This is a genomic window from Bradyrhizobium sp. (assembly GCF_035935975.1).
Classification (GTDB): Bacteria; Pseudomonadota; Alphaproteobacteria; order Rhizobiales; family Xanthobacteraceae; genus Bradyrhizobium.
Genome location: NZ_DASYWN010000051.1, coordinates 124,825 through 137,841, shown reverse-complemented (window position 1 = coordinate 137,841; position 13,017 = coordinate 124,825). Strand labels below are relative to the sequence as shown.

Annotated in this window: 13 protein-coding genes; 12 read left to right on the top strand and 1 reads right to left on the bottom strand. The window is 64.3% G+C overall.

The features are described 5' to 3' along the window. Positions 1-148: 148 nt before the first annotated feature. Entirely contained in the window at positions 149-1,795 is a 1,647-nt protein-coding gene (locus VGR99_RS30740; RefSeq protein ID WP_326903695.1) for a methyl-accepting chemotaxis protein, read from the bottom strand. A 345-nt stretch (positions 1,796-2,140) separates the two neighbouring features. Between VGR99_RS30740 and tsaB the strand changes: the two genes are divergently transcribed. The 12 genes from tsaB to trmB all read left to right on the top strand — a co-directional run bounded on the left by tsaB (position 2,141) and on the right by trmB (position 12,990). Further along, on the top strand, positions 2,141-2,836 hold the full coding sequence (gene tsaB, locus VGR99_RS30735; RefSeq protein WP_326903694.1) for a tRNA (adenosine(37)-N6)-threonylcarbamoyltransferase complex dimerization subunit type 1 TsaB: 696 nt from the start codon (positions 2,141-2,143) through the stop codon (positions 2,834-2,836). Next, entirely contained in the window at positions 2,833-3,318 is a 486-nt protein-coding gene (gene rimI, locus VGR99_RS30730) for a ribosomal protein S18-alanine N-acetyltransferase (protein WP_326903693.1), read from the top strand. Before tsaB ends, rimI begins: the two co-directional genes overlap by 4 nt. Positions 3,319-3,356: 38 nt before the next feature. Further along, positions 3,357-3,812, top strand: coding sequence for a Fur family transcriptional regulator (locus VGR99_RS30725; protein WP_326903692.1), 456 nt, complete (start codon positions 3,357-3,359; stop codon positions 3,810-3,812). A gap of 9 nt (positions 3,813-3,821) precedes the next feature. Next, positions 3,822-4,502: an HAD family hydrolase gene (locus VGR99_RS30720; protein ID WP_326903691.1), complete on the top strand. Its 681-nt coding sequence runs from the start codon at positions 3,822-3,824 to the stop codon at positions 4,500-4,502. Between the two features lie 137 nt (positions 4,503-4,639). Then, positions 4,640-6,034, top strand: a complete 1,395-nt coding sequence (gene miaB, locus VGR99_RS30715) for a tRNA (N6-isopentenyl adenosine(37)-C2)-methylthiotransferase MiaB (RefSeq protein WP_326903690.1) — start codon at positions 4,640-4,642, stop codon at positions 6,032-6,034. A gap of 64 nt (positions 6,035-6,098) precedes the next feature. Then, positions 6,099-7,094, top strand: a complete 996-nt coding sequence (locus VGR99_RS30710) for a PhoH family protein (RefSeq protein ID WP_326903689.1) — start codon at positions 6,099-6,101, stop codon at positions 7,092-7,094. Between the two features lie 82 nt (positions 7,095-7,176). Continuing rightward, the gene (ybeY, locus tag VGR99_RS30705; RefSeq protein ID WP_414645202.1) at positions 7,177-7,665 is read left to right on the top strand and encodes an rRNA maturation RNase YbeY; all 489 of its coding nucleotides are present in this window, start codon (positions 7,177-7,179) and stop codon (positions 7,663-7,665) included. Position 7,666: 1 nt separating this feature from the next. Continuing rightward, complete coding sequence (locus VGR99_RS30700; protein WP_326903687.1) at positions 7,667-8,785, top strand: hemolysin family protein; 1,119 nt, start codon at positions 7,667-7,669, stop codon at positions 8,783-8,785. After that, a complete protein-coding gene (gene lnt, locus VGR99_RS30695) occupies positions 8,782-10,395 on the top strand; it encodes an apolipoprotein N-acyltransferase (RefSeq protein WP_326903686.1) in 1,614 nt (537 codons plus the stop codon). Before VGR99_RS30700 ends, lnt begins: the two co-directional genes overlap by 4 nt. 231 nt (positions 10,396-10,626) lie before the next feature. Then, a complete protein-coding gene (locus VGR99_RS30690; protein ID WP_151645627.1) occupies positions 10,627-11,040 on the top strand; it encodes a helix-turn-helix domain-containing protein in 414 nt (137 codons plus the stop codon). An 85-nt stretch (positions 11,041-11,125) separates the two neighbouring features. Continuing rightward, on the top strand, positions 11,126-12,283 hold the full coding sequence (locus VGR99_RS30685; protein WP_326903685.1) for a M20 family metallopeptidase: 1,158 nt from the start codon (positions 11,126-11,128) through the stop codon (positions 12,281-12,283). Further along, positions 12,280-12,990, top strand: coding sequence for a tRNA (guanosine(46)-N7)-methyltransferase TrmB (gene trmB / locus VGR99_RS30680; protein ID WP_326903684.1), 711 nt, complete (start codon positions 12,280-12,282; stop codon positions 12,988-12,990). Before VGR99_RS30685 ends, trmB begins: the two co-directional genes overlap by 4 nt. Positions 12,991-13,017: the final 27 nt, after the last annotated feature.

The window sequence follows — 13,017 nt, the reverse complement described above, 5'->3', positions numbered from 1 at the left end:
GAGCGTCGCGCGCAGACACTGTCAAGGATGCCATCGGCACCGGCGCAGCCGGCGCGAAGCGTCCTCGACAGCGGCGAGCACGGCGCTACTCTCGACCATCAAGGACAAACACCCCTTGACCACGGGTAGGAGGTCCTACGAGATCTCCCTACGCCGCCTGGCCGATGTTCGCGGCCTCTTCCGCGGCCTTGCGCATGCTCGCCGACATCTCGTTGGTAACTGTGCTCTGCTCCTCGACGGCCGCAGCCGTTGACGACACGTACTCGCTGACGCCCTCGATCGCGCCCCTGATCGCACCCAGCGCGGCGACGACGTCGACCGAGATGCCGTTCAGATTGCCGATCTCCTGCTCGATCCGGTCGGCGGCCTGCTTGGCCTGATTGGCGAGGTTCTTCACTTCCGACGCCACCACCGCAAAGCCGCGACCGGCCTCGCCGGCGCGCGCCGACTCGATCGTCGCGTTCAGCGCCAGCAGATTGATCTGGCCGGTGATGTTGCCGATGAGCTGAACGATCATGCTCATCGACTCCGCCGCCTGCGTCAGCCGGTGCGCCTGCTGGTCCGCCGCCTCGACCCGGTCGACCGCGGTCGATGCCGTCTCGCGCGAGCGCGTCATGGCTTCGGCGATTTCGCGCACCGAGGCGCTCAGCTCCTCGGCGCCGGCGGCAACCGATTCCATCATGTCGCGCACCTTCTCGCTGCGCTTGCGCGCGATCACCTGCGCGGTGGTGTCGGACGCGTATTTCACGACCTTGAACGGATTGCCGTTGAGATCGCGGATCGGATTGTAGGAGGCCTGGATGAAGACCTGCCGCCCGCCCTTGCCGACGCGCTGATATTCGCCGGACTGGAATTCACCGGCATTCAGCCTAGCCCAGAAGGCGCGATAAGCTTCGCTGTCACGTTCCTCAGCGCCGACAAACATGCTGTGATGCTTGCCGACGATCTCGGCCAGCGTGTAGCCGAGCGCGCCGAGGAAGTTTTCGTTGGCGGTCAGAACCTTGCCGTCCATGCTGAACTCGATGACGGCCTGCGACTTGCCGATCGCCTCGATCTGGCCGGCGAAATTCGCGTTCGACAGCTTCTGCGCGCTGACGTCGGTGGCGAACTTCACCACCTTGAACGCCTTGCCGGCCTCATCGAGGATCGGATTGTAGGAAGCGAGGATCCAGACCTCCTTCCCGCCTTTGCCGAAGCGCTTGTACTCACCGGACTGGAATTCGCCGCGCGCAAGCCTGGCCCAGAATTCGCGATAGGCTGCGCTGTCGCGTTCGCCTGCGGCCACGAACATCCTGTGATGCTGACCCTGGATTTCGTCGAGCCGGTAGCCCACCGTCGCCAGGAAGTTCTCGTTGGCGGTGATGATGGTGCCGTCGAGATTGAACTCGATCACCGCCTGGGCGCGGCCGATCGCGGAAATCTTTCCGGCATCTTCCAGGCTGCGAATCTTGCGCGCGGTGATGTCGGTCGCGAACTTGACGACCTTCACCGGCTTGCCGGCCTCGTCGATGATCGGATTGTAGGACGCCTGAATCCAGATCTCGCGGCCGCCCTTGCCGAGCCGCTTGTACTCGGCGGATTGATGTTCGCCGCGGCCAAGCCGGGCCCAGAATTCGCGATAGGCCGCGCTGCCGCGCTCCTCCGGCGTCACAAACATGGAGTGATGCTTGCCTGCGATCTCGTCGAGCCGGTAGCCCACCGCGTCCAGGAAATTCTGGTTGGCCGTGATGATGGTGCCGTCGAGATTGAATTCGATGACTGCCTGCGACTTCGAAATTGCGCTGACCTGAGCCATAGCTTCGCGAGCCGAAGAACCGCTTCGCCAAAAAGACATAAAGGAAACCTTTCCAAAGCACCGGACGACGCGCGGCTTGACCGCGCGTATGTTTCGTTCCGGCCGTCGCTAACGCGCCTTCCGCGCTCGAAAGGTGTCTCAGGATTGCTAATCTTTCCTTAAAATTTAAATATTTCAAATACTTAGATAACTCATAGGTTGCAAATTGATGCAATTGCTTAAAAAAGAGGGCGCGAAGGAAACTGCCGGTTCCCGCACACGTAGAATTACGGGGATGCTCGTGCGCCTGTCGAGAAACCAAACTTGGACTGGTTCGACCGCGGCGGAACCGACTAAGCTGATTCGATGCTGATCCTTGCCCTCGATACCGCGCTGGAGGCGTGCGCGGCCGCCGTTCTCGACACCGACGCCGGCGAGCTCCTTGCGCAGGAGCAGGTGCTGATGAAGCGCGGCCATGCCGAGGCCTTGATGCCGATGATCGCGCGTGTGATGCAATCAGCCGATCTCGCTTTCACCTCGCTTGACCGTATCGCGGTCACGGTCGGCCCCGGCAGCTTCACCGGCTTGCGCGTCGGCATCTCGGCAGCCCGCGGTCTGGCGCTCGCGGCCAAGCGGCCCGCCGTCGGACTGACGACGCTGTCGGCCTATGCGGCCGCCATTGTCGGTCAGAATGGACCCGCACCCATCATCTCGGCGATCGATGCGCGGCACGATCACGTCTATTTCCAGATCGTCGCCGGCGACGGCAGCCAGTTGGTGCGACCGAGCGTCGCTGCCATCGGCGACGCCATCGCAGCCTCGCAATTCGGCGCGCCGCATCTGGTCGGCAATGCCGCAAAAATCCTCGCCGATCGCTGGCCGAAGGATGGGCCGCAACCTGTCGCGATCGACACGCAACCCGCGCCCGATATCGGCTGGGTCGCATGGCTTGGGGCCGCGGCCGATCCCGAGACGACACCGGCGCGGCCATTCTATCTGAAGGCGCCCGACGCAAAGCCGGCTGCACTGCCGCCGTTCGCAGCACAAGCCGCAAGCTCATGATGAAATGGTTTTCGGAATGGTGGCGCGGCGGCACGGCCGCCGTCGAGCCCGCCTCCGCACGCGACGCCCTGCGGCTGGCGCAGTTGCACGGCGCTTCCTTCGCGCATGGCTGGGGCGAAGGCGAGTTCGAGAGCATGATGAGCGAGAGCAACACGCTCGTGCAGCGGTTGCGCCTCGGCCGCAAGACGATCGGATTTGCGGTGTCGCGGATCGGCGCGGACGAAGCGGAAATCCTCTCGATCGCAGTCGACCGGGCCCATCGCGGCCGTGGCCTTTCCCGCACGCTGCTGATGACCCATCTCGGCCATCTCGCAGGGCGCGGCGTCCGCACAATATTTCTTGAAGTCGAGGAAAATAACCAGCCGGCGCGGCGGCTCTACGAACGGGCCGGATTCGTGGTGGTCGGCCGCCGCGAACGCTACTATAAGCAGCCGAACGGGGAACAATTGAACGCCCTTCTGATGCGACGTGACTTGTCGTAATATTGGTGGCAGAAAGCGCCCCCTCAGGCAGACAACACATGACTGGACTCAAAGCTTCCACCGCATCCAAGGCGTCCGGCATCGAGGCGCGCTGTGCCGCCACGGGCATGCGCATGACCGAGCAGCGCCGCGTCATCGCGCGCGTGCTGGCGGAAGCGGTCGATCATCCCGATGTCGAGGAATTGTACCGGCGCTGCGTTGCGGTCGACGACAAGATCTCGATCTCGACCGTCTATCGCACCGTGAAGCTGTTCGAGGATGCGGGCATCATCGAACGCCATGATTTCCGCGAGGGCCGCGCGCGCTACGAGACGATGCGCGACAGCCATCACGACCACCTCATCAATCTGCGCGACGGCAAGGTGATCGAGTTCACCTCCGAAGAGATCGAGAAGCTGCAGGCGGAGATCGCCCGCAAGCTCGGCTACAAGCTGGTCGATCACCGGCTCGAGCTCTATTGCGTCCCGCTCGACGACGACAAGCCGACGTCTTAAGTTAGTTTAGTGCCCATCGATCTCATCATCTTCGATTGCGACGGCGTGCTCGTGGACAGCGAGGTGATCTCCTGTCGCGCGCATGCGGACGTGCTGACGCGGCACGGCTATCCGATCACCTCGGCGCAGGTGTCCGAGCGCTTCCTCGGCCGTTCGACCAAGCAGGCCAATCTCGAGATCGAAACCGAACTCGGTCGCAAGCTGCCCGAGGCCTATCACGGCGATCTGCAGGACGAACTGTTTCGCGCATTCGAAGCCGATCTCGAAGCCATCCGCGGCATCCACGACGTGCTCGACGTCGTGACGCAACGTGTCTGCGTTGCCTCGAGCGGTTCGCATCCGCGCATGCGCGTGAGCTTGGGGAGCACCGGCCTCTATGAGCGCCTCGCGCCGAACATCTTCTCGTCCTCGCAGGTGACGAACGGCAAGCCCGCACCGGACCTGTTCCTGTTTGCGGCCAGGGAAATGGGCGTCGCGCCCGAGCGCTGCGTCGTGATCGAGGACAGCCTGGCCGGCATTGCCGGCGCGCGGGCGGCCGGGATGAAAGTGTTCGGCTTTTACGGTGGCAGCCATTGCGGGGCCGGCCATGCCGAGACCCTCCGCCAGGCCGGCGCCGACCTGACCTTCGGCGATATGCATCAACTACCGGATCTGGTCCGGCGGGTCGCCGCGGAGGCCCTTACGGGCTGAATCCGGCGCAAAATCTCGCGATTCCGCAACTCTCGGCTGCGTTGCGCCCCGGAACGACCCTTTTGGGCCCCAATCGCTGGATTTTCGGCCCTCCAGCCTATATCTGAGGGCCGTCCTCCACCTCAATTCCGGGTTCCATGACGCCGCCGCGCAAGCTGCACATCAAATCATATGGCTGCCAGATGAATGTCTACGATGCCCAGCGCATGGTGGACACGCTGGCTCCGGAAGGATTCGTGGAGACTGATAACGCCGAGGACGCCGACCTCGTCATCCTCAACACCTGCCACATCCGCGAGAAGGCCTCCGAGAAAGTCTATTCCGAGCTCGGCCGTCTGCGCGTCGCCAAGGACGAGGCCGCACGTGAGGGCCGGGCGATGCAGATCGCGGTCGCGGGCTGTGTGGCGCAGGCTGAAGGTGGAGAGATCACGCGCCGCGCGCCCGTCGTTGACGTCGTGGTCGGCCCGCAGAGCTATCATCACCTTCCCGAGCTTCTGAAGCGCGCACGCGACGAGGGCCGCGCGATCGAGACCGAATTTCCCGCGGCGGACAAGTTCGGCTTCCTGGCCCAGCCGAAACCCGATGCGATCCGCGCGCGCGGCATTTCCGCGTTCGTCACGGTGCAGGAAGGCTGCGACAAGTTCTGCACCTTCTGCGTCGTGCCCTATACGCGCGGCGCCGAAGTCTCGCGCCCCGTCGCGAAGATCGTCGACGACGTGAAGCGGCTCACTGAGAACGGCGTGCGCGAGCTCACGCTGATCGGGCAGAACGTCAACGGCTATCACGGCGAGGGACCGGACGGAAAAACCTGGCCGCTCGGCCGGCTGCTCGAGCATCTGGCGACGATTCCCGGCATCGCGCGGCTGCGCTATTCGACCAGCCATCCCCGCGACGTCGATGACAGTTTGATTGCAGCCCATCGCGATCTCGGTGCCCTTATGCCGTTCGTGCATCTGCCGGTGCAGTCGGGCTCGGACCGGATTCTGGCCGCCATGAACCGGAAACATACCGCCGATGATTATCGGCGTGTCATCGACCGTTTCCGCTCCGCACGCCAAGACATTGCTTTTTCATCAGATTTTATCGTCGGCTTCCCCGGCGAGAGCGCGCAAGATTTTCTCGCCACCCTCGCGCTTGTCACGCAAATCGGTTACGCTGCGGCATATTCGTTCAAATACTCCGCCCGGCCGGGAACGCCGGCCGCGGATATGCAGGAGACGGTGTCCCCCGCCGAGATGGACCAGCGATTGGAGCGGCTCCAGGAATTGATCGACAGCCAGCAATCGGCCTTCAACAAGGCTGCGATTGGCTCAACGGTCGATGTGCTGTTCGAACGTCCGGCGCGCAAGGACGGCCAGATCGTCGGCCGCACCGCCTTCCTCCAGCCTGCGCATGTGATGGCCTCGCCCGATATCATCGGACAGATCCTGCCTGTGCGGATCGACAGCCTCGAGCGCTACAGCTTCCTCGGCGAGCTCGTGACGCCGCGCAATGCGCGCGAGCCCGCTTTATCGCAAGCCATCGGAGCCTGAACCCTTGCCAAAAAGCGCATCGGATTCGTCTTCCATCGCTCCCAGCCGCAAATTTGATCGCGACATGCAAGTTCCACCCGAGACCCAGGTCGTCATCGACTTCGACGACAATCGCGCCGCTTCCGCCCTGGTCGGCCCCTACGGCCAGCACCTGGCGCAGATCGAGCGGCGGCTCGGCGTCGTCGTCGATTCCAAGGGCAACCACATCACCATCGGCGGCACGCGCGACGGCTGCGACGCTGCGCGCCGCGTCCTCGAGATGCTCTACGCGCAGGCCGTGAAGGGGCAGGATCTCGACCAGGGCGAGGTCGAAGGCGCCATCCGCGCCGTGATCGCGCAGGGCTCGCTGTTCGAGTTCGACGCCAAATCGGCCAAATCCAACTTCGACACCATCAACTTGCGCAAGCGTCCGGTGCGCGCGCGCACGGCTGCGCAGGATTCCTACATCCGCGCGCTGAAGCGCCACGAGCTGGTGTTCGGCATCGGCCCGGCGGGCACCGGCAAGACTTGGCTCGCGGTTGCGCATGCCGCGCAACTGTTCGAGCGCAAGGAGGTCGACAAGATCATCCTGTCGCGTCCGGCGGTCGAAGCCGGCGAGCGGCTCGGCTTCCTGCCCGGCGATCTCCGCGAGAAGGTCGATCCGTACCTGCGTCCGATCTACGACGCGCTCTATGACCTCATGGACGCGCGCATCGTCGAGCGCGCGCTGCAGACCGGCGAGATCGAGATCGCGCCACTCGCCTTCATGCGCGGCCGCACGCTGACCAATGCCGCCATCATCCTGGACGAGGCGCAGAACACCACCTCGATGCAGATGAAGATGTTCCTGACACGTCTCGGCGAGAACAGCCGCATGATCGTGACGGGCGATCCCTCGCAGATCGATTTGCCGAACGGCCAGACCTCGGGTCTTGCCGAGGCGACGCGTCTGCTCGATGGCGTCGAAGGCATTGCGCAAGTTCATTTCAAAGCCGAGGACGTGATCCGCCACGAGCTCGTGGCGCGGATCGTCGCCGCCTATGAAGGGTCGCCGCAGCGGCCGGCCACCGGTAAATCCTGACGAGACAACAGGCGGACCATGGGGGCGCAGACGCGGCGCCCTATCGTTCCCGACAAACAGAATGTCACATCCGAACCTTCCCATGACCGAGGTCCTCGTCGTTGCCGAATGCTGGCAGCGCGAACCCGATTCCGAAACCGTGATCCAGCGCGCGGTCGCCGCCGCCGCCGAGAGTGTCGACGAAGACGTCGCCGACGCAGAAGTGGCTGTGATGCTGACCGATGATGCCGGCATCCGCACCCTCAACAGCAATTGGCGCGGCATCGACAAGCCGACCAATGTGCTGTCGTTTCCCGCGCTCCAGCCGGAGGGCGAATGGAAGGAAGGCGATGCGCCGCGCATGCTCGGCGACATCGCAATCGCCTACGAGACCATGCGGCGCGAGGCGGACGAGGAACACAAGCCGTTCGATCATCATTTGAGCCATCTCGCGGTGCATGGTTTCCTGCATTTGATCGGCTACGATCACGAGAACGACGACGACGCGGAAGAGATGGAAGCGCTGGAAACGCAGATCCTGGCCCATCTCGGCATTCCCGATCCCTATGCCGACCGCGCGGGGACGCACTGAGATGCCGGATTCAGAACCTATTCACGACAATCCGCGGAACACGGCCAATCTGCCGGCCGTGGTGACGCCCGGCGAGGTGCTGCGTCCGACCGCCGAAGGCTGGCTGCTGCGCGCGATCCGCACGCTGTTCGGCTGGAAGGCCGGCTCGGTGCGCGACGATCTCCAGGTCGTACTCGACGCGTCCACGCCCGACGACACCGGCTTCTCCGCGGTCGAGCGCACCATGCTGCGCAACATCCTCGGCCTGCACGAGCGCCGCATCGCCGACGTCATGGTGCATCGCGCCGACATCATCGCGGTGAAGCGCGACATCCCGCTCGGCGAGTTGATGGACCGCTTCGAGAGCGCCGGTCATTCCCGGCTCGTCGTCTACAACGAGACGCTCGATGATCCCGTCGGCATCGTCCACATCCGCGATCTGCTCGCCTTCATGACCGCGCGGGCGCGCGTGTCGGAGGCCACCAAGACCAAGCGCAAGAAGCCGCTGCCGGCCGGGCTCGATCTGAAGGCCGTGGACCTCGCGCTGCCGCTGCAGGACGCGCGCATCATCCGCAAGCTGCTCTATGTGCCGCCGTCGATGCGGGCGATCGATCTGCTCGCGCAGATGCAGGCGACACGGATTCATCTGGCGCTGGTCGTCGATGAATATGGCGGCAGCGACGGCCTGGTTTCGCTCGAGGACATCGTCGAGCAGATCGTCGGCGAGATCGACGACGAGCATGACAGCGACGAGCCGCCCTCGATCGTGCGACTGCCCGACAACGCCTTCATCGCCGACGCCCGTGCCAGCCTCGACGACGTCCGCACCGTGATCGGCGCGGACTTCGTTACCGGCGAGGCCGGCGAGGAAGTGGAGACACTCGGCGGCTATCTCGTCAGCTTCGTCGGCCGCCTGCCGGTGCGCGGCGAGGTGATCTCGGGCCCCGGCCATTACGAGGTCGAGGTGCTCGATGCCGATCCGCGCCGCGTCAAGCGGCTGCGCATCTCGACGCGGAAGGAGCGGCCTGCGCCGCGCACCCAGCGCGAGAGCCGCCGCCGCGAGGCTACGCCGGAGAGCGGTCAGCCGCCGTCGAGTGACACACCGACCCCGCCGCCAAGCGACGGGACCGGCCCGCAGTGAGTTTGTTCCAACGATTTAAGCAGATTGCGCTCGGCATCATCCTCACCTGGGGCTGGAAGCGCGCGCTCCTGGCAATGGCATGCGGCGCACTGTCGGTGCTGGCGCTGGCGCCGTTCAACATCTTTCCGGTGCTGTTCATCACCCTGCCCGTGATGGTCTGGCTGATCGACGGCGCCGGCGCCGGCCGCTATGGCGGCGTCCCCGCCGCGGCGCTGACCGGCTACTGGTTCGGCCTCGGCTATTTCGTCCCGGGCCTCTACTGGATCGGCTACGCCTTCTTCGTCGACGCCGACATCTTCGCCTGGCTGACGCCGTTCGCCGTGCTGGGCCTGCCGGCCTATCTCTCCATCTTCACGGCAATGGGCTTTGCGTTGGCCCGCCTGCTCTGGACCAAGAACGCCACCCGCATCCTCGCGCTCGCCGCGAGCCTCACCATCGCCGAATGGCTGCGCGGTCACGCGCTGACCGGCTTTCCCTGGAACGCGTTCGGCTATGCGCTGTCCGAGCCTCTGCCGCTGGCGCAGACGGCGTCGCTGATCGGCCTGTGGGGCATGACGTTCCTCAGCATCGCGATCTTCGCGAGCCCCGCCACGCTGATCGACCGCACGCCTGATCGCCGCCCGGCATGGCGCGCGCCGGCCGCCGCGCTCGCGCTCCTGATCGTCATGGCCATCTTCGGCGCGATCCGCCTGTCGCTGCATCCGACCACGATGGTCGCCGGCACAAAGCTGCGCCTGATGCAGCCGGACCTGCAGCAGGACGCCAAGTTCAATTACTCCGCAAAGGCGGAGGTGATGAAGAAATACCTCGCGCTGTCGGACCGCGCCTCCGGGCCGCAATCGACCGGCGTGAGCGATGCCACCATCCTGATCTGGCCGGAATCCGCGTTTCCGTTCTTCCTCACCCGCGAAGCAGACGCGATGGCGCAGATCGCCGAGTTGCTGCCGAAGGGCACGGTGCTGATCACGGGCTCGGTCCGTGCGCCCGATCTGCCGCGGGGAACGCCGATCACGCGCGCCTATAATTCGATCTACGTGATCGATCACGAGGGCAGCGTGCTCGCTGTGTACGACAAGCTGCATTTGGTCCCGTTTGGCGAATTTCTTCCGTATCAGGACCTGATGGAGAAGCTCGGCTTCGAGCAGTTGACGCGCGTGCGCGGCGGCTTCATTGCCGGAACCGTACGGCACGCACTGACCGTGCCGGGCGCACCAAGCGCACTGCCGTTGATCTGCTATGAGGCGATCTTTCCCGGCGAGGTTGCCGGACGCAACGAGCGTCCAGGCTGGATCGTGAACCTCACCAATGACGGTTGGTTCGGTATTTCGACGGGCCCCTACCAGCATCTCGAGCAGGCGCGGATGCGCGCGATCGAGCTCGGATTACCGCTGGTCCGCTCCGCCAATACCGGCATCTCCGCAGTGATCGATCCGGTGGGACGCACCACTGCCAGCCTTGGTCTCGGGGTCGAAGGCATTTTGGATGCAAGCCTGCCTGCAGCGATCCCGCCGACTGTCTATGCGCGGGTCGGCGACGCGCCTGCAGCCATGCTCGTCGCGCTGGCTGTGTTTCTCGCGGTCCGCCGACGTGTTGCCAAACGGCACCCCTGATCACGCAGTCGCTAGCGGTTTTCGGTCGAGGCGGCGGAATCCTTTGACAACCGTAGTCCCACGGTTGACAGATTGCACGCGGGTTCCTCATTCTGCACCCGCTGCGAAAGACAGTGGGCGTTGCTAAATTTCTCCGCAATGTTTCCCAATAACGGGGTTTGATTTTTACGTTGCTGGCACCTGAGGCATTCCGGTCGATTGCGCTGAAGGTGGTGTTTGGAGGCTGAGGAAATGTCGAAAGCGCCCAACCCTGTTGACAAATATGTCGGCAGCCGCGTGCGCATGCGCCGCATCATGTTGGGCATGAGCCAGGAGAAGCTCGGTGAAGCTTTGGGCCTGACTTTCCAGCAGATTCAGAAGTACGAGAAGGGCACGAATCGCGTCGGCGCGAGCCGTATCCAGCAGATCGCCGAGATTCTGCAGGTGCCGGTGTCGTTCCTGTTCGAGGGCGGGCCGAGCGGCGTGGCCGGGACCGATGGCTTCGCCGAAGGCGCTTCGCCTTCTTATGTCTCGGACTTCCTCGCGACCTCCGAGGGTCTCGCTTTGACCAAGGCGTTCACGCGAATCACTGATTCGAAGATGCGCCGCTCGATCGTCGATCTCGTCGAGCAGATCGCCGCCCGCGAAGGTCCCGACAAACGCTGACGCCACCTCTCAATCCGATTTGAGACTGCGTTAAATCTGGCCTATGTCGTCATTTGCGGCCGCGTCTTGGTGCGCGCCGACTCAGATGATGTGGTTCAAAGGCATAGATGCGTCCATGGCGAACTCAAACTGGTTCGATACCCAAACTATTCTCGACGGCATCCGGCGCTGGGTGGAGATCGAGACGCCGACAGAGGCCCCTGAACAAGTCAACAAGTTGGTGTCGCTGGTCGCGGATCAGTATCGCGATCTACCCGTCACGCTCGAACGCGTCGACGGCGTCGACGGCTGCGGCGATCATCTGCTGGTCCGCTCGACCTGGGGCCAGGAGCAGCCGGGCATCCTGGTGCTGAGTCACCTCGATACCGTTCATCCTCTCGGCTTCATCGAGCGGCTGCCGTTCAAGATCGAAGGCGACAGCGCGTTCGGTCCCGGCATCTACGACATGAAGGGCGGCGCCTATATCGCCCATCACGCATTTCACGCGCTCTGCGCCGACGGCAATCGCTCGCCGCTCGGCATCACCCACATGTTCACCTCCGACGAGGAGATCGGCAGCCCCACCTCGCGTGCGCTGATCGAGAAGGAAGGGCGCAAGGCCAAATACGTGCTGGTGACGGAGCCGGCACGCGACGGCGGCAAGATCGTCACCGGACGCAAAGGTGTCGGACGCTTCCAGGTCTTCATCAAGGGCGTGCCCGCGCATGCCGGCTCGCGACCCGAAGACGGTCGCAGCGCCGTTCGCGAGCTGGCCAACGTCATCCAGACGCTGGAGGGGATGAACGATCTGGCGCGCGGCGTCACTGTCAATGTCGGCGTGGTGCGCGGCGGCACGCGTCCCAACGTGACGCCGGAAGAAGCCTATGCCGAAATCGATCTGCGCGTGCCGAGCTTCAAGGATGCGGACGAATTCGTCGGCAGGATTCTCGGACTGAAATCGAGGACGGACGGCGTCACCATCACGGTCACCGGAGAGCTCAACCGTCCGCCCTACGAGAAGGGCAATGCGGGCGCCTCGCTGTACGAGCACGCCAAGACGCTCGCCTCGGAGATCGGCTTCGAGCTGATCGACACCTACACCGGTGGCGGCTCCGACGGCAATTTCACCGCTCCTTATACCGGCACGCTCGACGGGCTCGGCGTCGACGGCAAGGGCGCGCACACCCATTATGAGCAGCTCTATGTCTCGTCGCTCGCACCGCGCGCGCGGCTGCTCTATCGCCTGTACCAGACGCTGCGATGAGCGAGCGCAAATCAGATCCCGAGCGCGACGACAGCGAGCGCGCCTTCTTCGGGCGCCGCAAGGGCCACAAGCTCAGGCAGCACCAGGCCGAGCTGATCGATCATCTGCTGCCGCATCTCGCGCTCGACATCGAGGATGAGAAGCCGGCTGATGCCCGCGAGATCTTCGATCCCGCGGCGGATGATGTGCGGCTCGAGATCGGTTTCGGCGGCGGCGAGCATCTCGCCGCGGAAGCGCAGAACTTCGCCACCACCGGCTTCATCGGCTGCGAGCCCTATGTCAACGGCATGGCAAAGATCCTCGCGCAGATCGAGGCCGCCAACATCGCCAATATTCGGCTGTTCGCGGGCGATGCCGCCGAGCTGCTGGCATGGCTGCCGCCGGCCTCGCTGTCGCGGATCGACCTGATCCATCCCGATCCCTGGCCGAAGCGGCGGCATTGGAAGCGGCGCTTCGTCCAGGACAGGACGATCGCCGCGATGGCGCGCGTGCTCAAGCCGGCCGGCGAATTCCGTTTCGTCTGCGACATCGACGATTATTGCGCCTGGACGCTGTCGCATCTGGCGCGTTCGCCGGATTTCAAATGGCTTGCGGAGCGCGCCGACGATTTCCGTCAACCCTGGGACGGCTACACCATGACGCGCTACGGCCGTAAGGCCACGCGCGAAGGCCGCAAGACGACGTATCTGCGGTTCAGGCGGAAATGATCGTCGTTCCGGGGCGCGCGAAGCGCG